General features: G+C 39.9%; 21 protein-coding genes. 5 read left to right on the top strand and 16 right to left on the bottom strand.

Going from position 1 to position 22,742, the window contains the following annotated elements:
* Positions 1 to 223: 223 nt before the first annotated feature.
* On the bottom strand, positions 224 to 1,063 hold the full coding sequence (pssA, locus tag AC27JP_RS00005) for a CDP-diacylglycerol--serine O-phosphatidyltransferase (protein WP_487111329.1): 840 nt from the start codon (positions 1,061 to 1,063) through the stop codon (positions 224 to 226).
* Between the two features lie 225 nt (positions 1,064 to 1,288).
* On the opposite strand from pssA, the gene AC27JP_RS00010 reads away from it, so the two are divergent.
* Complete coding sequence (locus AC27JP_RS00010) at positions 1,289 to 1,723, top strand: DUF4124 domain-containing protein (protein WP_487111331.1); 435 nt, start codon at positions 1,289 to 1,291, stop codon at positions 1,721 to 1,723.
* Positions 1,724 to 1,774: 51 nt separating this feature from the next.
* Here the strand turns inward: AC27JP_RS00010 and clpB are convergent, their stop codons facing one another.
* The 3 genes from clpB to rluD all read right to left on the bottom strand — a co-directional run bounded on the left by clpB (position 1,775) and on the right by rluD (position 6,334).
* Positions 1,775 to 4,357, bottom strand: coding sequence for an ATP-dependent chaperone ClpB (gene clpB, locus AC27JP_RS00015; protein ID WP_487111332.1), 2,583 nt, complete (start codon positions 4,355 to 4,357; stop codon positions 1,775 to 1,777).
* Positions 4,358 to 4,539: 182 nt separating this feature from the next.
* On the bottom strand, positions 4,540 to 5,367 hold the full coding sequence (pgeF, locus tag AC27JP_RS00020; protein WP_487111334.1) for a peptidoglycan editing factor PgeF: 828 nt from the start codon (positions 5,365 to 5,367) through the stop codon (positions 4,540 to 4,542).
* Positions 5,357 to 6,334 carry a 23S rRNA pseudouridine(1911/1915/1917) synthase RluD gene (gene rluD, locus AC27JP_RS00025; protein WP_487111336.1) on the bottom strand — a complete coding sequence of 326 codons (978 nt, stop codon included), beginning with the start codon at positions 6,332 to 6,334 and terminating at the stop codon, positions 5,357 to 5,359. Before rluD ends, pgeF begins: the two co-directional genes overlap by 11 nt.
* A gap of 168 nt (positions 6,335 to 6,502) precedes the next feature.
* On the opposite strand from rluD, the gene AC27JP_RS00030 reads away from it, so the two are divergent.
* The gene (locus AC27JP_RS00030; protein ID WP_487111338.1) at positions 6,503 to 7,267 is read left to right on the top strand and encodes an outer membrane protein assembly factor BamD; all 765 of its coding nucleotides are present in this window, start codon (positions 6,503 to 6,505) and stop codon (positions 7,265 to 7,267) included.
* Between the two features lie 73 nt (positions 7,268 to 7,340).
* Here AC27JP_RS00030 and glnB read toward each other — a convergent pair whose 3' ends face one another.
* Positions 7,341 to 7,679, bottom strand: coding sequence for a nitrogen regulatory protein P-II (glnB, locus tag AC27JP_RS00035; protein WP_487111339.1), 339 nt, complete (start codon positions 7,677 to 7,679; stop codon positions 7,341 to 7,343).
* 212 nt (positions 7,680 to 7,891) lie between these two features.
* Here glnB and nadE point away from each other — a divergent pair, with 212 nt between their 5' ends.
* From nadE to AC27JP_RS00050, 3 genes are all read left to right on the top strand, one after another.
* Positions 7,892 to 8,734: an ammonia-dependent NAD(+) synthetase gene (nadE, locus tag AC27JP_RS00040; RefSeq protein ID WP_487111340.1), complete on the top strand. Its 843-nt coding sequence runs from the start codon at positions 7,892 to 7,894 to the stop codon at positions 8,732 to 8,734.
* 78 nt (positions 8,735 to 8,812) lie between these two features.
* Positions 8,813 to 9,376, top strand: a complete 564-nt coding sequence (locus AC27JP_RS00045) for a GspH/FimT family pseudopilin (protein WP_487111342.1) — start codon at positions 8,813 to 8,815, stop codon at positions 9,374 to 9,376.
* 89 nt (positions 9,377 to 9,465) lie between these two features.
* The gene (locus AC27JP_RS00050) at positions 9,466 to 10,056 is read left to right on the top strand and encodes a GspH/FimT family pseudopilin (RefSeq protein WP_487111344.1); all 591 of its coding nucleotides are present in this window, start codon (positions 9,466 to 9,468) and stop codon (positions 10,054 to 10,056) included.
* Between the two features lie 57 nt (positions 10,057 to 10,113).
* Here the strand turns inward: AC27JP_RS00050 and AC27JP_RS00055 are convergent, their stop codons facing one another.
* The 11 genes from AC27JP_RS00055 to ribF all read right to left on the bottom strand — a co-directional run bounded on the left by AC27JP_RS00055 (position 10,114) and on the right by ribF (position 22,673).
* Positions 10,114 to 10,431, bottom strand: a complete 318-nt coding sequence (locus AC27JP_RS00055; RefSeq protein ID WP_487111345.1) for a TapY2 family type IVa secretion system protein — start codon at positions 10,429 to 10,431, stop codon at positions 10,114 to 10,116.
* 1 nt (position 10,432) lies between these two features.
* On the bottom strand, positions 10,433 to 10,834 hold the full coding sequence (locus AC27JP_RS00060; RefSeq protein WP_487111347.1) for a type IV pilin protein: 402 nt from the start codon (positions 10,832 to 10,834) through the stop codon (positions 10,433 to 10,435).
* Between the two features lie 8 nt (positions 10,835 to 10,842).
* Positions 10,843 to 14,397 carry a pilus assembly protein gene (locus AC27JP_RS00065; protein WP_487111349.1) on the bottom strand — a complete coding sequence of 1,185 codons (3,555 nt, stop codon included), beginning with the start codon at positions 14,395 to 14,397 and terminating at the stop codon, positions 10,843 to 10,845.
* A 35-nt stretch (positions 14,398 to 14,432) separates the two neighbouring features.
* Positions 14,433 to 14,948, bottom strand: coding sequence for a pilus assembly PilX family protein (locus AC27JP_RS00070; RefSeq protein ID WP_487111350.1), 516 nt, complete (start codon positions 14,946 to 14,948; stop codon positions 14,433 to 14,435).
* Positions 14,942 to 15,898, bottom strand: a complete 957-nt coding sequence (locus AC27JP_RS00075; RefSeq protein WP_487111352.1) for a PilW family protein — start codon at positions 15,896 to 15,898, stop codon at positions 14,942 to 14,944. Before AC27JP_RS00075 ends, AC27JP_RS00070 begins: the two co-directional genes overlap by 7 nt.
* A 1-nt stretch (position 15,899) precedes the next feature.
* Positions 15,900 to 16,463, bottom strand: a complete 564-nt coding sequence (gene pilV / locus AC27JP_RS00080) for a type IV pilus modification protein PilV (protein WP_487111354.1) — start codon at positions 16,461 to 16,463, stop codon at positions 15,900 to 15,902.
* 326 nt (positions 16,464 to 16,789) lie between these two features.
* Positions 16,790 to 17,719: a 4-hydroxy-3-methylbut-2-enyl diphosphate reductase gene (gene ispH, locus AC27JP_RS00085; RefSeq protein ID WP_487111356.1), complete on the bottom strand. Its 930-nt coding sequence runs from the start codon at positions 17,717 to 17,719 to the stop codon at positions 16,790 to 16,792.
* Positions 17,720 to 17,739: 20 nt separating this feature from the next.
* Entirely contained in the window at positions 17,740 to 18,174 is a 435-nt protein-coding gene (gene fkpB, locus AC27JP_RS00090; protein WP_487111358.1) for an FKBP-type peptidyl-prolyl cis-trans isomerase, read from the bottom strand.
* Positions 18,175 to 18,184: 10 nt separating this feature from the next.
* Positions 18,185 to 18,697, bottom strand: a complete 513-nt coding sequence (gene lspA / locus AC27JP_RS00095) for a signal peptidase II (RefSeq protein ID WP_487111360.1) — start codon at positions 18,695 to 18,697, stop codon at positions 18,185 to 18,187.
* A 128-nt stretch (positions 18,698 to 18,825) separates the two neighbouring features.
* Positions 18,826 to 21,663, bottom strand: coding sequence for an isoleucine--tRNA ligase (gene ileS, locus AC27JP_RS00100; protein WP_487111362.1), 2,838 nt, complete (start codon positions 21,661 to 21,663; stop codon positions 18,826 to 18,828).
* A 68-nt stretch (positions 21,664 to 21,731) separates the two neighbouring features.
* Positions 21,732 to 22,673, bottom strand: coding sequence for a bifunctional riboflavin kinase/FAD synthetase (gene ribF / locus AC27JP_RS00105; protein ID WP_487111364.1), 942 nt, complete (start codon positions 22,671 to 22,673; stop codon positions 21,732 to 21,734).
* Between the last annotated feature and the right edge of the window lie 69 nt (positions 22,674 to 22,742).

Below are 22,742 nucleotides of genomic sequence, written 5' to 3' on the forward strand. Positions count from 1 at the left end.
GAACCTTGTTAGATAACCTTTTAAAACAAGCTTCTTAGGTTGCCCCGAAGAAGTGGAGCGCATTTTAGGGATTTTTGCGGCGACGTCAACACCTAATGTCACTTTATTTACAGAAACAAGTTTGTTTGCTTTTTATTTGAGCGCTTTGTCGTTTTAACGTCCTTAAAAGACAAAAAAGGCGCTAGGTAGCGCCTTTATTCATCACAGCTAATAATATTAGCATTTAGTGATCGCTCTTATTTTCTGACTCAGTACTACTATTTGTTTCTTGTTTATCATTATTTGCGTCTAGACGAAAATCAGCATCTTCATCATCACCGACAACATGCTCTAACTTTAACTTCTTAACTGAACGAATTGTCGTGAACGGCCCTGAACAAGCATAAAGTGCAAAAATAAAAAGCAGAATGTTTTCAGGACTTGATGCCACAATAACAAAACCTAAAACAATGAGTAAAACAACAACAAAATTGACCTTTCCTTTCCAGTCGACATCCTTAAAGCTATTGTATCTAAAGTTACTGACCATTAATAAGCCCGTTGTTATCGTAATAAGGCCAATAATAAAACCATATTGTTGACCATCAATTTGATATTCACTACCCACCCAGATCAAACTAGCAATGACACCTGCCGCGGCAGGGCTGGCTAAGCCTTGAAAATAGCGTTTATCAGCGACACCAACTTGGGTATTGAACCGGGCAAGTCGTAATGCAGCACATGCCACATAGATGAACGCTGCCAACCAGCCAAATTTACCAAAACTTGATAAAGCCCAGTTATAGACCACTAACCCTGGTGCAATACCAAACGAAACCATGTCAGCCATGCTATCGTATTCAGCACCAAATTCACTTTGGGTATTAGTCATACGAGCTACTCGGCCATCAAGCCCATCAAAAATCATCGCAATAAATATCGCAACTGCTGCGCTGATATAATGTCCGTTCATCGATGACACTACGGCATAGAATCCAGAGAATAACCCTGCAGTCGTCAGAAGATTGGGTAAAAGATAAATACCACGTGTCGGCAAAGAGTCGTTATTATTTTTGTCTGGCATAGATAAATCGCAATACGTTAAGTGCTATAAAGGCTGCTAATTTAGCATAAGTTTAAATATGAAAGGTAGTTGAAGTGACGCTGAAAGCTCTATAAATGTGGTAAAAATTTGTAAATTTGACTTTCTATTGTTATAAGATGTTGTAGCAATTACGTTTTAATGACTAATTTAATAATTAGTCGCAGCACTTTTAAGTGCTTATTTTATCAACTTATGGATAGGTGCATGATGAACATCAAAAGCTTAGTTCTTCTTTCAGCAGTGTTGGCGTCTTTTTGTATTTTGGCTGCAGAAAACTTAACGGTTTATCGCTGGGTTGATGAAAATAATATTGTTCATTTCAGCCAACACCAACCATCCCATGATCAATATACTGTCATTAGTATGGCTAACAATAGAAAGTCATCGGCATTGGACGATAGTGATAATGAAAATAACACTCCCGCCCCAGAAAGTTCAGCTGTGAATAACAACACCACAAATAACATCAGTGATGATAAATGCAACAGTGCTCGCCAAAATGTAGCCACTTTACAAGGTTTTGATAAAATTCAGTATAAAGATGAAAATGGTGAGCTAAAAGTATTAAGTGCCATAGAAAAACAGCAACAACTTGCCATGAACACTAAACAGGTTGAAGTTTACTGCACAGATAAATAACCTTTTACTGGCAGTAACTTCATTTGCTCTCTTACATGCAACCGGTTTGTTTTATGGCAAACGTTTTGTGAACTGTAAGCTATTATCAGCTAACGCTACTTCAATATGATCCCCTGCTAAAAATTCATTGGCTAACAACTTGTGTGCTAATGGATTTTCAACTTCATGCTGTATAGAGCGTTTTAGTGGTCGAGCACCAAATACAGGATCAAAGCCAACGGATGCAACAAAAGACAAGGCTTCATCTGACAATGTCATGGTAATATCACGCTCTTCTAACCGCTTAGTCAATGCTGATATTTGAATAGCGGCAATATGCTTAATTTGCTTGGCAATTAACGGGTGAAATACAACAGTCTCATCAACTCGGTTGATAAACTCTGGTTTAAAATGATGGCTTAACTCTGCCATCACTTTAGCTTTCATTTCTTGGTATTGATTTTCTTGTGAAAACTCTTGGATAACATCTGAGCCAATATTCGAGGTCATAATGATAACGGTATTTTTAAAATCAACAGTACGTCCTTGCCCGTCAGTTAACCGGCCATCATCTAATACTTGTAGTAAGATATTGAAAACATCAGGATGTGCTTTTTCGATTTCATCAAGTAGTATTACAGAATAAGGTTTACGTCTGACTGCCTCGGTTAAATACCCCCCCTCTTCATAGCCAACATACCCTGGCGGCGCCCCCACTAATCGAGCTACCGAATGCTTTTCCATAAATTCAGACATATCGACTCGAACCAATGCATCCTCACTATCAAAAAGAAAATGCGCTAAAGCTTTAGTCAATTCAGTTTTACCTACCCCAGTTGGCCCTAAAAATAGAAACGAACCTATCGGTTGGTTTGGATCAGCCAAGCCAGAACGAGAACGGCGAATAGCATTAGAAACTGAAGTTACCGCTTCTAATTGACCTATAACACGTTTATGCAATTTATCTTCCATCTGCAATAACTTATCACTTTCGCCTTCGAGCATTTTAGACACAGGTATCCCTGTCGCTCGGCTCAAGACATCGGCAATTTCTACATCAGTCACTTTATTACGCAGTAATGTCATCTCTTGCATTTCGGCTTGTGTAGCAAGGTCTAACTGCTTTTCAAGGTCAGGAATTCGACTGTACTGAAGCTCAGCCATTACATTGAGATCACCCGCCCGACGAGCAGCTTCTAATTCGATACGCGCCTGCTCTAGGTCAGTTTTTATTGCCTGCGTGCCATGTAGCGCCGCTTTTTCTGTTTTCCAAACTTCATCCAACTCATCATAACTGGCTTGGCAGGTGGCAATATCATCAGAAATTAAATCTAAACGCTTTTTTGATGCCGGATCAGAGTCTTTAGATAACGCACGTTGTTCTAGCTTTAATTGGATCAAACGACGTTCGAGTCTATCTAAATTTTCCGGCTTTGAATCCATTTGCAAGCGAATGCTTGATGCGGCTTCATCAATCAAATCAATGGCTTTATCCGGTAACTGTCGATCACTAATATATCGATGTGATAACGCTGCGGCAGCGACAATTGCCGGATCGGTAATTTCAACATTATGATGCAATTCATAACGCTCTTTCAGACCCCGTAATATTGCAATGGTATCTTCAACACTAGGTTCATCTATTAATACTTTTTGAAAGCGACGCTCTAAAGCCGCATCTTTTTCAATATATTGACGATATTCATCTAGCGTTGTCGCGCCGACACAGTGCAAATCCCCCCGCGCTAAGGCAGGTTTTAACATATTTCCCGCATCCATCGCACCATCTGATTTCCCTGCCCCGACCATAGTATGCAATTCATCAATGAAAAGAATAACTTGCCCTTCTTGTTGAGCAAGTTCATTCAGCACAGCTTTTAAGCGTTCTTCAAATTCACCACGATATTTTGCCCCTGCCACCAAAGAGCCCATATCAAGCGAAAGTACGCGTTTATTTCGTATACCTTCGGGAACTTCATGGTCAACAATACGCTGCGCTAACCCCTCGGCAATAGCGGTTTTACCAACACCTGGCTGACCAATTAATACTGGATTATTTTTAGTGCGTCGTTGCAGTACTTGAATGGTTCGGCGAATTTCATCATCGCGACCAATTACTGGGTCTAATTTCCCTTGCTCTGCACGCTCAGTTAAATCAACGGTGTATTTATCTAACGCTTGTCGGGTTTCTTCTGCATTGACATCGTCGACACTTTGACCGCCACGTACATGCACTATTGCATCTTGAATGCGTTGCTCACTAGCGCCAAGATCTTTAAGAATTTGTCCTAATTTACCTTTGTCTTGCAGTGCTGCAAGCACAAAAATTTCCGAGGAAATAAATTTATCACCATGTTTTTGCGCAAATTTATCACATAAATTAAGAATATTTCCCATCGCTGAAGACAATTGAACTTCACCACCAGTACCTGAGATTTGCGCAAGTTCACCTATGGCAGTTTCGATTTGTGTTCTTAAGGTACGAACATTAATGCCGGCGCTTTTTAGCAATGGAATAATGCTGCTGGCATTTTGATTTAATAGCGCCAACATTAAGTGTACAGGCTCAATAAATTGATGGTCTTTACCCAGTGCAATTGACTGGGCATCTGATATTGCCATCTGGAAAGTTTGGGTGAATCTATCTAAACGCATGAATCGTCTCCTATTGCCATATTACTGGGCTTACATTTTAGTTACTTATGTTATAGGGACAGCACAGGCTAATTTCAAGTGAATATCGCTTAAGTTTTTGACATAGAACAAGAGCTTATTATCAAATTCTTCAGCTAAATAACTTCAGTACAGTGTTTGACTACCGAGCTTAATTATCGATATTAAACTAACGTAATAATGCTGGCCATACGACCCGTTTTACCTTCTTTTCGATATGAATAATACTTATCGCTTTCGGTATAGGTACAGGCGTTAACACTGGAAAAATTTTTAATACCGAGTGCTTTTAGTTGTAACTGAGCAATAGTGACTAAATCAGCCAAATATTTATCGGAGTAATTAGTCTGTGGTGTATTACCTAAAGGAGTAAATGCTACCGAAAACTGAGCAGAGATATTGGTAAATGCTTTTTTTACTTCTTCACCCACTTCAAAAGCTTGTGCGCCAATACAAGGTCCAAGCCAAACCACAATATCATCTATTGGTGTTTTCATTTGGCTAATAGTTTTCTTAATAATATTGGCAGCTAAAGGTCGCCAACCAGCATGAATGGCGGCAATTTCACCACCATTTTTATCTGCCAGTAAAATTGGCAAACAATCTGCTGTCATTATGGCTAGGGTTAATTTTTTCTGACACGTAATAGCGGCGTCAGCAACAATAGGGATCGCATTATGTTTATCAATATAGGCAACATAGCTACCATGAACTTGCTCGAGCCACTGTATCTTGGTTTCGCTAGGAAGAAACTGCAGTAAGGTATTTCGATTATTAACAACCGAGCTTGTGCTATCTCCAACATTTGAGCCCAAATTAAAAAAATCAAATGCGCTTGGAACGACTCCTGCAACTGCAATGTTCTCGCTAGAAGCAGTTATATTAAGAGAGTTATTATTAGATTTCGGTGGTAAACGTGTTGTAGAAAAGGCCAACACTTTAGGTGTTGGCCAATCAATTAAGTGCAAATTTTCAAGTGATTTAGTAGTCACTACCACTGGCATGTTCTTTCGAGTCAACACGTAACATGTCCGTTAACGCCACCATGTCTTTTGGCACATCGGCATGCCAGGTCATTTGTTCACCGGTAATAGGGTGATACAAAGATAACATTGCCGCGTGTAAAGCTTGACGTTTAAACTGACGCAACATTTCACGTAATTCTTCTGAAGCATTTTTCGGCGGACGAGGACGGCCACCATAAACCGGATCGCCAACCAATGGATGAGTGATATGCGCCATATGAACACGAATTTGGTGTGTACGACCAGTTTCTAAGCGCAAACGCAAGCGTGTATGCAGACGAAACTTTTCCATTACACGGTAATGCGTCACAGAAGGTCGGCCAGAAAAAGTAACCGCCATATGAGTACGTTTAGTGGCATGACGACCAATAGGCTCATCAACAATACCGCCAGCGGTCATAATACCATTGGCTACGGCTTCATATTCACGTGTTATTTCACGTGCTTGTAATGACTCAACCAAGTTTGTTTGCGCCGCAATAGTTTTAGCAACCACCATTAATCCTGTGGTGTCTTTATCTAAACGATGCACAATACCTGCACGTGGCACAACATCTAATTGTGGGCAATGGTGCAACAAGGCATTTAATACCGTGCCATCAGGATTACCAGCACCTGGATGAACCACCAAGCCAGCTGGTTTGTTGATCACCAAAATATCATCATCTTCATAGACAATATTTAACGGAATATCTTGTGCTTCAAAGCGAATTTCAGCTTCGATTTCAGTGTTAATGGCAATTTGTTCACCGCCAAACATTTTTTCTCGTGCTTTATCGATTACTTGACCATTAACCGTGACATGGCCCGCTAAAATCCACTCTTTTAATCGTGAACGTGAATAATCAGGGAACATCTCGGCCAAAGTCTGGTCGAAACGTTTACCTAAGCATGATTCGGGAACCGTATCCCGGTGTTGAATTATTTCAGCCATTAAACTCTCTATTAATTAGCACTGTGCAAGGCATGATTGCTAGGTTAGAATGCCAGTGCTTATTTTACCTCTTTGCTAAAGCAATTACATTAAGTAATTACATTAAGTAGTAATAGCGGCGAAGAAGATATTTATTTTAACTAAAACAAAGTAGTGATATTGAAGTCTATGGAAAAAATGACAATAAAAATAATGTGCCTAACAGTAATGTTAGGTTTAACAGCCTGTTCTGGAACAAATGAAAAAGAAATTGAAAAGGTGCCAGATAAGTCAGCTCAAGCATTATTTGCCGATGCAAGAGAGTCGCTTGACAATGGATTATATCAAAAGGCTATTCAAATATTATCTGCGATAGACTCTCGATATCCTTACGGCCCTATTTCGCACCAAGTACAACTCGACCTAATTTATGCTTACTATAAAAGTGGTGACGCCGCACAAGGTATTGCCTTAACGGATCGCTTTTTACGGTTGAACCCAACCCATGCAAATTTAGATTATGTTTATTACATGCGCGCTTTAATCAATATTGCAACGCAAGAAAATCTATTCCAAGATTTAGCCGGTATTGACCGTTCAGATCGTGATCCGACCGCTGCTCGTGATGCTTTTAAAGATTTAAAATTAATTTTAGAAAAGTACCCTGAAAGTAAATATGCAGCTGATGCTCGCCAACGCATGATAGGTATTAAATCTCGTTTAGCAAAATATGAACTGGCGGTTGCTCGTTACTATTTAAAACGTGAAGCTTACGTTTCGTCAGCCAACAGAGGCAAGTATATTGTTGAGTACTTTTCACCTAGCCCAGAAACTGAGCAAGCGTTAGAGATTATGATCCACTGCTATGAAAAGCTTGGGTTAGAAGATTTACGCATTAACGCCAAACAAGTGCTAGCGGCAAACTATCCAAACAATCCTTTAATTGCAAATTAATAGTTTAGTAGATTAATGGTTAATAAAAAAATACCAGCTTAATGCTGGTATTTTTTTATATGGAAAGTGCTAATTAAATAGCTTCATCGTCTTCTTCGCCGGTGCGAATACGAATAACACGCTCAACATCGGTAATAAAAATTTTGCCATCACCAATTTTACCGGTTTGTGCGGTTTCCAAAATAGTATTTACACAACGCTCTACATTTTCCTTCGTAACCACAATCTCAAGTTTTACTTTAGGTAAAAAATCGACCATATATTCTGCACCACGATACAACTCAGTATGACCTTTTTGCCGCCCAAAGCCTTTAACTTCAGAAACGGTCATTCCGGTAACACCAATTTCGCCAAGTGCTTCACGAACATCGTCCATTTTAAAAGGTTTAATTATCGCTTCTATCTTTTTCATCTTTACAGCCTATAGGTTGATTTGAGATCCCAAATGATACATGAGCTATATTATCATCTTTATCTCCCCTTAATATCAATATATTGCCGAGATTTATCCGTTAGTGTTAGAGCAAAAATTCTATTCAGGAAAAGACTTTGTTACACTACCTGTATGCTAACCGCTAATTCTGTTTACTTGTAAAATGCCGATCACCACTAAGAGGAAATATAATGAATCCGCAGGCAATAATCGATGAAATGAGAGTATTACCTAACATTGATGCTAAGTTCGAAATACAGCGTCGTATTGAATTTATCAAAACAAAACTAAAACAATCCGGATTAACAACATTAGTCTTGGGCATTAGCGGCGGAGTTGACTCATCTACCTGTGGTCGTTTAGCGCAAATGGCAATAGACTCCTTAAATAGTGAACAGTCTATTGAGCAACAGCGCTACCAATTTATCGCTGTGCGTTTACCTTATGATGTGCAAGCAGATGAAGACGATGCCCAGTTAGCATTAACATTTATCAAGCCGAGTCATAGCTTAACAACCAATATTTTTGCTGCCGCAGAAGGAATTCACAATGAAACCCTAGATGCCTTAGCAAATGCTAATATCGCCTCTGCTACTGCCACACAAATCGACTTCTCCAAAGGTAATGTCAAAGCAAGATCTCGTATGGTCGTGCAATATCATATCGCCGGCATATTAGGCGGCTTAGTACTTGGTACCGATCATTCCGCAGAAAACATTACTGGCTTCTTTACCAAATGGGGCGATGGTGCCTGTGATTTAGCGCCGCTATTTGGCTTATCAAAAAGACAAGTGAAACAGCTTGCATGTGAGTTAGGGGCTCCTGAGCAACTAGTAGATAAAGCCCCTACTGCTGACTTAGAAGAACTATCGCCAGGTAAAAAAGATGAAGACGCGCTAGGGTTAAGTTACGACCAACTTGATGATTTTTTGGAAGGGAAAAACACCGATAAAATTGTTGAAGAAAAAATTATTGCTATCTATTTGAAAACTCAACATAAGCGCTGTGCTATTCCAACAATCTACGAAAACTAAGCTATTTTATTTGGAAAAATCCAATATTCTTGACTATACCTAGCGGTGAAAAATGCTTTCAACTAAGGACTGGTTGTTATGTCAAAGTATATTGGATTCACTATTATTGAAGCTTTAGTCTCACTAGCAATTCTATTAAGCTTATTTGCTATCGGCATTCCTAATCTTAACAACTACCTTATTGAGGCAAGAGTGGATAATGAAATGTTCACTCTACATCGCCTGCTACTTATCACTAGAAACACAGCATTAACCAGCAACGGTAATGTCACTTTATGTCCGATTAATGCTCAAAGCATTTGTACCGGTGAGTGGCACAGGGAACTTAGTGTTTTCACTGATGCGAATAATAATAAAATTTATGAGCCGGCATTAAACGAAAAAATTATCGCTGTAAAGTCAGCCATTAAAACAGGCGATAAATTACAATACGGAACTACTCGCGTTGGTCTGACCTATGCAGCAACAGGCCACTTATCTGGCTGGGGACAAAATGCAACTTTCAGTTATTGCCCGGCCAACCATAGCGATAAAAGTAGAGGCATTATTGTCGCCGTATCTGGTAGAAGCTACGTTAGCGCCGCCAATAAAAGTTACACCGCCAATGTTAGACGTTCAGGTAAAAAAATTATTTGTAGCTGAACAGTACTATTAGAATTACAACTTTTGCTAGCTGTGCCCTAATATCAATGCTATAAGTAAATTTATATGCATTAATCAAGGCTGAAGTTATGCCTAAACTTTTATCTAAAACACACCTAACGAAGAAAAGAACTAAAGGTTTTACCGTTACAGAATTACTTATTGGTATCGCCATCACAGGTATTCTCCTCTCAGTTGCCGTGCCTAGTTTAAGTGAGTATATGGTGCAATCACGTGTTGATAACGAAATAAGTGAATTGCACCGAATAATGTTAAGTGCTCGTAATACCGCAATAAATAGCGGTAGAAACGTCACGGTATGTCCGTTAAATGGCGCCACCTGCGGCACCAATTGGCAGAATGAGCTAAGTGTTTTTGTTAATGACGCCAATACGCTGGTCAACAATCAAAGTTATGATAGTGACAGTGAAGAATTAATTAAGGTTAAAGGGCAAGCAAGCAACGGTGATACATTAAAATTCAGTCAAAACATCATTATATTTGCGCCAACGGGGCGTTTAGTCTCAGGTGGCAATGGCAACTTTAGCTATTGTCCTAAAGGTTACAGCACGTTGTCACGTAGTATTGTTATATCTTTGTCTGGTCGAGTATATGCATCATCAGATACTGATGATGATGGTAAAGACGAGAACAGAAATGGCACCGATGTATCTTGCTAATAGTTTTTATTAGGAGCTGGCAAAGTAATGCTAACTCCTAATAAAATAGATGGTTACTTACCTAGGGTACTTGGCAAACAAGTTTCTTGCCTGAATAGAGCTAAATGTATTCTCTAGCTTTACGCATTCAAATACTTTAAATACTTGTTGCTTATCTTTAGAGAAAACAGTGCGAATTTTTCGATTAGCCAAGCGATCAGACAATTTATTTAGATGATTTTCTTTCACTGTCGCTAAATAAATAGTTTGCTGACCGCCAAATAGTTCCACATGGCATTTTGCATCAACCTTTTTGTCTTTCTTGGCATACCCTACCGCTTCTGCATTTAAACTAATCGCAAAGATAACGGCAATAGCTACTAATATTCGTTTCATGTTATTGCTCCCAACAGTTTGTTGCTGGCAATTTTTGCCCAGTATCACTTACTGATAAGGTAGGACAGCTACTATCGTTAGCTTTTTGCTGAGCTGAAGCGGTAGCCGTTAAGACAAAACCACCATCTGCTAGCGCCGCATCAATAGTGTAATGACCGTTCTCTGTCGTGAAAGGGTCGCTATCTAAGCCTAAGCTTTCCATATCAGCGGTATAACTTCGTGTATCGATATAAAGTTGTTCTTGTAGATTTGCTATTCTCAGTAGCTCTCGCTGTGCTTCAGTTCTATTAGAGCGAGCGACAAAATCAGTGTAAGCAGGAAACGCTACTGCGCCTAAAATGGCAACTATTGCTACTGCAATCAGTAACTCAACAAGCGTAAAGCCTTTGATTTTTGATTTCATTTTCATCATTACTCCGCAATATAAAGATAGGTGCGCATGGTTTGCAGCGTAAAGCCAACCGGGATAATTTCTCGACCGACAATGATATTACCAGTGGCATCATCATCAGTGCTGTCGTCACCATCATCTTCTGGCACCACAATCAAGGTAGGCGCACCTAAAAATTGTTCACTAATTTCTACTCGACGTTCTAGATCCGCATCAGGATTATCTTCATCCCAGTTATAAACGCTGGTACCCAATGCTAGGTCAACAGCATATAAATAGCCTGTACCATTAGGCTGTTCACAATGAACAATATCAGGATCTAAATTCGGTGGCACAAATGATGTAAAATAGACCACGCCATTGATGACAATGGCTTCTGCGGTACTTTTCTCGCCTGCATCTTCAAGATTAATATACCAGCCAGACTTATCACTAACGTTAGCAGCTAATATATCGCGCTGTTGCGTCGTCATAGTTTGTTCAAAGGGATTATCGGTATAATTATACAAGCCGCTTTTCGTTATCGCACTTGGTATTGTCGGCTCAGCACTGCTGTAAAAGGACTGCGTTTTAATATTGTCATCTTTAATCATAAAGAAAGTATCATTGGTGTCAGTACCAATAGGGTTGGACCTGTCACCACTTCCCAATAATACTGCATCGTATGGCTTTTCTTGATGACTATAAATTATTGTTGTTTCACCGTCTTCGACAACTTCAGTGGCAATCGTTTCGCTGATAAATGTACGTACAATCGAAGGTTCATTAAAAAAGCGTAAGTCGGTTGAGTCTGTGCTACCACCTAATTCTGCTAACTTAAATACGGTCCACGGATCATCAGTATCACTTGGAGTATCACTTGGCATATCTACGCGCCAAACATTACCGCCAGTATCGCCAGCATATAGTCGATCAGTTAAACCATCACCATCACTATCTAATAAAGCTATACTGGATGGAATACTATCTATGCCGGCAAATGTTGTCGTTGCATTTTCAGGCGCTAGACTCCATTTTAATGTCCCTGTAGCGGCATCGACCATATAGATTGCTCTACCACTACTATCAAGAGCGCTAAGTGAGCTACCATCTTTTAGCTCATCGTAACCACCACCAAAAAACAGCACCGGATTCGCTACTTTGCTATCGCCTGATCCTGAAACATTAAGTTTAGAATAGCCGACCTTAGGCTGAGACCAAGACTGTCCCAATTCACTAAAACCTGTTGAAGCATTATTTATATGCCAGAGCTTACTCGGTGAGTTTGGGTTACTGATATCAAGCGCATAATAGGATGTACCACCACGGCGCAATCCAAAAAACACCCACACCTTATCGGTGCCACTTATAACACCGTCACCATTTTTATCCTGCACGTAGGACGTAATATTGCCATCAACACCATATATTTTTTCTGCCGTTGAATAGTTTTCTCTAAGTGGCTTAATATTTTTAAAGAACTCTTTCGGCATAAAAGCCCAATTTTCATCAACCGTTGTGCCGTTATCTTCAAACATATGCAAAGCACCGGCATTGGTGCCAATAACCACCCTAATACTGGTACCATAATTTATCACTAACGGCTTAGAGTGCAGAGGGTCGGCAAAAACATCTGGGCGCATTTCAGGAATTGAGTCGTCTTCAATTTTGACATTATCAACGTTCTTGCCCATCGCCCAGTCCAGGTAGTCCCCAACATCATCCTCATGAACATCCATTTCAGTGGCAAGTACATCACTACCACCAAAAGAGGTTTCAGCTTGTGTTTCTGTTAGTAATGCGAGCGCGCTATCGGTACCAATATCACTATAAATAACCCTATCTGTTTTGTTTCTGAGCATTTCTGCCACGCCGCCTTCACTTACCACATCACCGTCTTTGGCATTATCAGGTGACCAAAAGCTCGTTACCTCTTCAGAGAAGTGGCCAGTATCTGGATCAAGAGCTGCCTTAGTATGTTTACCGACCTGCTCACCATTAACAACTTTATATTTTTTCAAGTTACCTTGCCAGCGAGGACCATTTTCGGGTTGAAACATAGCGTAATAAACAGAATTTAATGTTTCTGTACGATCAAAGTTATTTGCCGCAACTGAAGCCGATGTTAAGCTATCATTGCTGGGTTCTAAGTTCTCTAAAGCATTTAAAAGGGCGGCGGTAAGCTGAACACTATCAGCCGCACTATAATAAGCTCCACCACCAAGTCTGGCGGTTTCTTTTAATAGCGGCGCAGCATCTGCTGCCCCTTCACTAAAGCCTATGGTATAAGTTTCTACCGTTTGCTTACCTTCCAAATTAGTATTGATATCATTTTCATACATCCACTCAGCAACAGCAGCTAAGTAATTATTATTTGACTCCCATGGTTTATCTGCGTCGGGGTCTGAAACTTTAAACTTTGAGCCAGTAAAATTAATCGTTGTACCATCTTCAACTGTTGATAAAGCTGATATTTTACTATCGGCACCGTTATCGTATGAAGGTACGCCATCAGTAATTAAAATAACAAAGGCTTTACTGCTACAGGAATCAAAAGGCGTTAAATAGCTTCCGCCACTTTCAATATCAGTATCACGTGGCGGCTTATTTTTTGTATAACCTTGCCCTTGGCTTTCATCATCATCACCAAAATCAACATTTTTCCCGGCAAAGTATTGCTGCGCCTCATATAAAGTTTCACATAAAGGTGTCCAAGTTTTGGCTATTAGTTGGTTGTTAACTATATCCAAAAATACCGTTTCACTAGCATCTGTCATCTCTTGAATGCCAAAAACTATTCGGCCACCATTAGGATCATTAGCAGCATCACCGTCATCATAATTAAATACCTGTAGGCCAAAATCAATCGACGGCGCCGCTTGAACAACTTTAGTGATACTGTCTTTGGCAATATCCATACGGCTTTTCAATGTTTGGGCGATATCTTCACCGTGATGCCACCTTAAATAATTATCAGTATAAAGAGTAACTAACTCGCCTGACCATTCTACATTTGAGGCAACGATATCTGTTGTGTGATAAATAGGATTTTTTTTGTCTCCAGCGTAATTAATCGGATAACCTGGAGGCAATGACGCTATATTAGTCGGGTCGGCGGCAAGCACATCATCTTCACAATCGATGATTTCGATATTAGCACCATTATTGTCTGGTATTTCATTCCAACTTCCGGAGTTCCCTTTAATGCTATATTCTCTAATATGGCCATTATAAAAACCGGTCTCAGCCAATATAGCTCGCGCAGTTTCACAACTATTGATGGCATCCAAAAAACGACGTGATTCATTATTATCAGGCACAGGTAAACCGACACCATCTGAGCCGCCCTTGGTAAAATAGATAAAACGTTCATCCAAAGAATTGTCGCTACCAAGCGCAGGATAAACCGTGTCAGGGTTATAATCTTCATTAACAGAAAGCTCGGTTCCCATACTCCCTGAATTATCGAATATGATCAGAACTTGCGTCTTCTTACTGGCAAGTTTCACCGCCTCACTCACATAAAGTTCAATATCCTCACTAAAAGATGTGGCAGATATTAATAACAATAGGCTTAAAGCCAATAATTTTTTCATTGTGCTACTCCAGTATTTAGCAGAAACACCAAGGGTTATCGTAAAAGTTGTTGGGCTACACCGGTATTAACTTCTACTTCATTGGCATTTGTTCGTCCGTACTTACGAACTACTTGCACACGTAAAACATTGCAAGTAAAAACTTGAGCTGAAGAGGCTGATCTGGAGTGGGGGCAATCAGGCTCGAGTTCAAGGTCATTATTGGCAATCTCAATATTTGCCGTGGTATTACTATGGGTATTCGTTTTTGTTAAGGTATCGGTTACCGTAAGAGGAAAGTTTACTAAAGCGGAGGCAAAGGCATTATTTCCAGTGCCACCATTAATTTGTCTGAACATGACTTCATCGCTAGCACTTATCGTCTCTTGTGTGGCAACAACCTTTTCTTCACTAGCCCCCGACATTTTAATATCAGATGTCGTATTTTGCATTAACGCGGCAGCAACAGCGGTTAACGAAATAAGAAAAACCAGTGAGACAATTAAGACAACACCTTGTTGCTTTTTAAAAGCCGTGACATTTTGACTTAAAGGTTTATTTTCACTTACCATGAGTCTACTCCAGCGTTATATAGCGTTACCGTTGAGTTAAATAATAAACGGCGGTAATTATCATTATAGGTCACATCTAAATCACCTAAACGATAGGTATTGGTGTTTGTATATTTATTATCAGGTAAAATGCTGCGCGCCAAAACATAAATACGCACGGCAATAATTCTATTGTTATTACCATTATCCCACTGCGTATCTGTCATATTAGCCGCCGAGACAAAGGCATCAACAATCCCGTAACCGGCACTTCCTTCGGCGTCACTATCAATACCATACATAAAGCGAATCATTTCAATACCATCGATAATAGGATCAAAGGTCATATTAGTTGTTAGCCGTCCCTGCATCAAAACAGGCACGGTATTAGTGCCTTGTGCTTCTTCCCTAACATAGTAAATATGGTGTTGATATTCCCAGACTTGGCTATTCGTGACTTCAGGAATGTCGGTGCCGGTAAAAATTTCAGCTCCACTTAAATTGGCAACAATATAATAGTTGTCATTTGTTGTCGCTGTTAGTGGCTGAGAAATAGCACGCTTTAATTGCAGAATATCTGATGTAGTTTTAGCATCGTCGATACACCCCATAACCGATGCCGCGGCAATCGTCTGCCCCCACAAGGTTCTAAAGTGACCTGTGGCGATTGGAAATGTACCGTTGTTTAACCCCTCGCCATTACATTCTGTGCCCGGTGCACCCGGTACAGAAGTCAGCATCGAAAAGTCTAAACTACCGCTGTAGTCACCCCAAAAATCTTGCTTAAGTAAATCCTCAGTCAAAATACTTAAGGCAAAACGACCATTTTCTTGTAATTCACCATAAGTTGCGGTTTCTGTTGTTGTTGTTTTCATACCAACAAAAACACTAAGTACGCCAGCAAATAACGCTAAACCGACGGCCAGAGAAATAAATATTTCGACTAAGGTGAAACCACGTTGATTATTCATACTAATTTATAAATGCCTCAACAATTAATTGACGTCTTTTATCGCCTGCGGTACCACAATCATCCTTTACTGCATCGGCTATTTCTGTTCGCCCTTCCCAGCTGATGACGACAGTAACGGCATTTAAATTTTGGCTGATACACCCTCTTACGCCAACCAAGCCAGCAAGATTATTGCCATCATTTACTACATCCGCTCCCATCAGCGACAATTCCCATTCATATCTGTCATTAATCACCATTTCAGCGGCACTACAGATACCTGCTAAGGTATTACAGCGTTCATCGGGTACATCATCTAAGGTTTCGCCATAATCTGTACGGGCGTATCCGGCAAGTGCAGAAGGGTCATTACTGCGCATACGTTCAATGATATCTTGTGCCAACGCGGAAGCAACAGAACGTTGCATGGCATCAAAGCTGCCTTTTTTAGCTGAAGCCTGCATTGCAACAGCACCAAGTATGCCAGTAACTAAAATAAAAACAGCAACAAGTACTTCGATAAAAGTAAGGCCATTATTTAAAGATGGCTTATGGGCACGAGCGCGCAGAGTTGAATTATTCAATATTTAATCTCCCTTTAAATACGAATAAGAAAAAAGCTAAAATAGAACGGGATTGGTTGTGATTAAACATCCGACTAATATTGGAGAAAAGGGCACTCTTACAGCGAGTGTAGACAGCACTACTTACCCAGTCTTTATATGTGTTAAAAATCACTTTTGTGAACAGCATTAACCCATACCTTTAGCAAAATATTACCAGTAACTTTCCCGATACAACCAAATAAATTAGTAGAAAGTTATAAATTTACAACTATAAATTAGCAAAAAACTCATGCTAAAAAACATACTTTAATAAAATATAGTTGCAAATAATCTATTAGTTAAGACTAACGTAATTCTATCGGCACCGCAAATACGGTATTTTCTTCTCGCCCAGGATACTCGATAACCTCTTGACCACCAAAGGATTTCAACGCACTAATAACCTGTTGCACGAGAATAGCAGGTGCCGATGCGCCAGCAGTAACACCAACTTTTGCCACCTTATCAAGCCAACTGATATCAATATCAGCAGCGGTATCAATCAAATAAGATGTTGTGCCTATTTTTTCTGCCAGTTCTCGTAAACGATTTGAGTTTGAGCTATTTTTTGCGCCAACAACCAATAATAATTCAACTTGCTCGGCAATCGAGCGAACGGCATCTTGTCGGTTTTGAGTGGCATAGCAAATATCGTCTTTGCGAGGTCCTTGGATCAATGGGAATTTTTCTCTCAAAGCATCGATAACATCACTAGTATCATCAACCGATAAAGTTGTTTGGCTACAATAGTAGAGTTTCTCTGGATCCTTTATTACCAATGAGGCAACATCTTCAGCTGATTCAACCAAATAAATGCCACCTTCTTCGCTTTCATATTGGCCCATAGTTCCCTCAACCTCAGGGTGACCAGCATGTCCGATTAAAATGCATTCAATATTCTTACGACTTGTACGTGATACTTCCATATGCACTTTTGTTACCAACGGGCAAGTGGCATCAAATACTTTTAGACCACGTGACTTGGCTTCATTACGCACTGCTTTTGAAACGCCATGTGCACTGAATATAACCGTGCTGTCATCGGGTACCTCAACGAGTTCATCAACAAATACCGCGCCACGGTCTTTTAAACCATTAACAACAAATTTGTTATGTACCACTTCATGACGCACATAAATAGGCGCCTCAAATAAATCAAGCGCTCGGTCAACAATACTAATGGCTCGGTCAACACCGGCGCAAAAGCCACGAGGATTAGCTAAAATAATTTCCATCTGATACCTGCCGCTATTCGCTATTTAATTTCAACAACATCAATGACAAAAGTCACTTCTTGACCCGCCAAAGGATGATTGAAGTCTATTGTAACTGAACTTCCTGAAACATCTTTTATCATGCCCGGCAACTCAACACCACCCGGTTGCGTAAAGGTAATAATATTACCAACTTTTGCTGGTGCTTCTTCACTAAACTTGCTGATATCCATATAGTGAATATTTTCAGGCAATGGTTCACCAAAGGCATCAACTGCCGCCAGTGTAAATTCTTTGCTTTCACCAGCTTTCATACCAACCAATTGCGCTTCAAATGCTGGAGAAATACTGGCATCCCCCATGATAATTTTTGCTGGTTTTTTATTTACTTTGGTGCTATCTGCCGCAGAGCCATCTGATAACTTCATGGTGATATGGGCGATAATTTCAGAAGCAGCCGTTACTAAATTTGTCATAAAAATCTCTTTAAGAATTAATTTTTTTTGCGTTGTTATTCGGTTCACCATTTTTAAATGAATCTAAGATCATTAATGCCGCACCGATAAAAATCATAGAATCTGCGATATTAAATGCTGGAAAATGATAACCAAAGCCATAAAAATCAAGAAAGTCGATAACATAACCAAACAATACGCGATCGATTAAATTACCAACCGCACCACTTAACATTAACGCAAACGCAACGGAAAGTAATGATTGCTGCTTAGGTGTTTTCGCCAGCCAAACAATAAAAACAATACTAGCAATGGCGGCAATTGCGGTAAAAAACCAACGTTGCCAGCCACCTTGATCTGCTAAAAAGCTAAAAGCCGCGCCTGGGTTATGAACATACGTAATGTTAAAAAAAGGTAATATATCAATTGATTGATACAAGTCCATATTATTAGCAACCAACTGTTTCGTTACCTGATCGGCAATTAAACAAATAATCGTTAACCATAGCCAGCGTAATCCAGTTTCAGTAAATAAACTTTTCATAGATAAATAATTTCTCTTATATTCTCTGCGCTTTTAACGCTTATTCTCTTCTGCCAATACTAGAAAACGTGCAGACTCTACTAAAGTGCTGCACGTTTTATCATTACTTCATATTGCCACTACCAGTGTTAAGCAAATTGACGTACTTCACCTTCACCATCAACGTTGGTAATACAACGACCACAAAGGTCAGGGTGTTGCTCATTTTGGCCAATATCTTCAGTTACATGCCAACAGCGATCACACTTAGCACCTTCTGCTGGAGCAACGGTTAACCACAAACCTTCAACTTCCGTTGCTAGTGTATCTGCTGGCGCACTTTCAACTATTTCAACGGTCGCTTTAGAGGTAATTAGTACAAAGCGTAATTCTTCACCTAATTGCTGAATTTTCTCAGCTAAATCGGCTGTAGCATATAAAGTAACCGCAGCTTCAAGTGCTTTACCCACTTGCTTCTCTTTACGAGCATTTTCTAGTGCTTTATTTACTTCGGTACGCACTAACAAAATCTCGTTCCAGTAATCATTATTTAAAACACTGGTTGTCGAAGACTTTGGTAAACCGTCAAACCAAACACCGGTGAAAACAAATTCTTCACGAGCTTCACCTGCTAGTGTTGGCAACGCTTGCCAAATTTCCTGTGCAGTAAATGACAAAATCGGTGCCATCCAACGCGTCATTGCCTCTGCAATTAAGTACATTGCCGTTTGACAAGAGCGACGAGCAACACTGTCTTCTTTCGCTGTATATTGACGGTCTTTAATAATATCTAAGTAGAAACCACCAAGTTCAGTAGTACAAAAGTTCATTAACTTGTGTACTACTACATGAAATTCATATTCATCATATGCGGCAATAATTTCTGCTTGTAACTGCGCGGCTTTATCAACAGCCCAGCGATCAAGTGCCACCATATCATCAAAAGCAATTGAATCCGTTTTCGGATCAAAGCCATTAAGATTTGATAGTAAAAAGCGTGAAGTATTACGAATACGACGATAAGCATCCGCTTGACGCTTAAATATTTCATCACCCGCAGTAATTTCTTGCGTGTAGTTAACTGATGCTGTCCATAAACGCAAAATATCAGCACCTAAAGTATTAGTAATTTCTTTTGGCGTGATAACATTGCCTAATGACTTAGACATTTTGTGACCTTTAGCGTCAACCACAAAACCATGAGTTAGCACTTGCTTATATGGTGCTTGGCTAGTCATTGCCACTGAAGAAATCATTGACGACATGAACCAACCACGATGTTGATCTGAACCTTCTAGGTATAAGTCAGCAATGCCATCAAATTCTTCACGGGCATTAATCACTGAGTAATGGGTTGTACCAGAGTCAAACCAAACATCTAAGGTATCAGCAACTTTAACGTATTCTTGCGCGTCATCACCAATTAGTTCAGCCGCTTCTAAGTCAAACCATGCTTGAATGCCTTTTGCTTCCACACGTTTTGCAACGGTTTCAATTAATTCAATGCTACGCGGGTGCAATGCGCCGGTATCTTTATGGATAAATAATGCCATTGGCACGCCCCAGGTACGTTGGCGTGAAATACACCAATCAGGACGACCTTCAACCATAGACTCAATACGGCGTTGACCCCAATCAGGGATCCACTGTGTTTTTTCAATCTCGTTAAGCGAGTCTTTACGCAAGCCTTTGTTGTCCATGCTAATAAACCACTGTGGCGTTGCACGGAAAATTAATGGCGTTTTATGGCGCCAGCAATGTGGGTAAGAATGTTCTAAGGCATGATGATGCACGAGCTTGCCGTGTTCTTTTAAAGTTTCAACAACATTGGCATTAGCTTTAAATACATGCTGACCAGCAAACAATTCAGTATCATCTAAATAAACACCATTCGCGCCAACCGGATTAGCCACTTCTAAGTTGTAAAGTTTGCCAACCTCAAAATCTTCTACACCGTGACCAGGTGCGGTATGCACACAACCTGTACCTGAATCAGTAGTTACATGCTCACCTAAAATAACCGGCACGGTAAAGTCATAAAATGGGTGTTGAAGTTGTACTAAATCTAATTCAGCACCTTTACAAAAACCTAACGCGTGATACTTAGTAATACCAAAGCGATCCATACATGAAGTCACCAAGTCTGACGCCAAAATCAAGCGTTCTTTGCCCTGTTCTGTTTCACATTGTACTAAGGTATATTCAACATCAGCATGTAATGAAACCGCACGGTTTGCTGGCAGCGTCCATGGTGTCGTTGTCCAAATCACAACCGAAATATCACCTTCACCCTGATGATTTTCTGGGTGATCAAATTTATCAGCAACGCTTTGGTCTACAACAGTAAACTTCACATCAATGGCTGGTGATTGTTTATCTTTATATTCTACTTCAGCTTCCGCTAAAGATGAGCCACAATCAGTACACCAATGCACAGGTTTAAAGCCTTGGTGCAAATGACCATTCTCAGCAATTTTACTTAGTGAGCGGATAATATTAGCTTCGGTGTCAAAATCCATAGTACGGTATGGCTTGTCCCAATCCGCAAAAACCCCCAAGCGTTTAAAGTCATCACGTTGACCATCAACTTGTTTAGCCGCGTATTCACGACATTTTTCACGAAAGACACTAGCAGAAACTTTATGACCAGGTTTACCGACTTTTTTCTCTACCATTAATTCAATAGGTAAGCCGTGACAATCCCACCCCGGCACATAAGGTGCGTTATAGTCAGATAAAGTTTTCGCTTTAATGATGATGTCTTTAAGGATTTTATTAACCGCGTGACCAATATGAATATTACCATTTGCATACGGAGGGCCGTCATGCAAAATAAATGATTTCTTACCTTTTTTAGCCGCACGAATTTGGCCGTATAAATCTTTTTCAGCCCATTCTTTTAGCATATTTGGTTCACGATTCGCCATATTTCCTTTCATCGCAAAAGAAGTTGCTGGCAAATTTAGGGTTTGTTTGTAATCACTCATTAAAATAAATATCCGTTGTCGTAGTCACTAAAGCGTCGGTTTGTCTTATTTTTCTAACTTAACATCATTCAAGTTAGCTTTTGCACATAGGTGCGGGCTTGTTCTGTATCTATAGCAATTTGTTGGGTTAATTCGGCTAATGAGTTGAACTTTTGTTCATTACGTAGTTTTTTTAACATCACTACCTCAATAACTTCACCGTACAAATTGTTATCAAAATCAAAAATATGTACTTCTAATTGTTGCCTAATTCCTGCAACGGTTGGTCTAGAGCCAATATTAGCAACACCAAAGTGGCGACCAAACTGGCTTTTAACCTGCACCGCATATACTCCTGATACCGGAGATACACGACGCTTTAATCTTATGTTCGCGGTTGGAAAGCCCATTTCACGGCCACGTTTATCACCGTGAAATACTTTGCCAATAATTGAGTAAGCACGCCCTAGCATAACTTCTGCAGCGGCTAAATCGTCTTGCTCTAATCTCTCTCTTATTGCGGTGCTGCTTATTCTACAGCCTGCAAGTTTATGGCTAGCGGTATCGGTTACTGAAAAGCCAAGTTTTTCTCCAGCAACTTTTAACATCGAAAAATTGCCTTGGCGGTTTTTACCAAAATGAAAATCATCACCAACGATCAAGTGCTTTATTGCTAATCGTTTTACCAATAATTCTTCAATAAATATTTCGGCGCTTAGACTAGCAAATTTTTTATTGAAATTGATACAAATTAATCGATCAACACCTAAGTTTTTCAATAATGCATATTTATCGCGTAATCGACACAGTCTTGCTGGTGCAGTTTCGGGTGAAAACAGCTCTTGCGGTTGTGGTTCAAATACTAAAACTGCTGCCTCACAATTAAGCTCTTTGGCTTTGCTAACGAGAGCTGAAACCACTTGCTGATGCCCTAAATGCACCCCATCAAAATTGCCTATGGTTAATACACATCCCTGACGACTTTTATCGTCATTAATCTGCATATTGTGAATGCCACGTGTTAATTGCATGAATCTAATAAACCCTACTGCCAACACTCACGAGCTATCGACAAAATCATAAAAGAATAAAAACTGGCG

This window comes from Colwellia sp. SU-HH01172 (assembly GCF_057553355.1).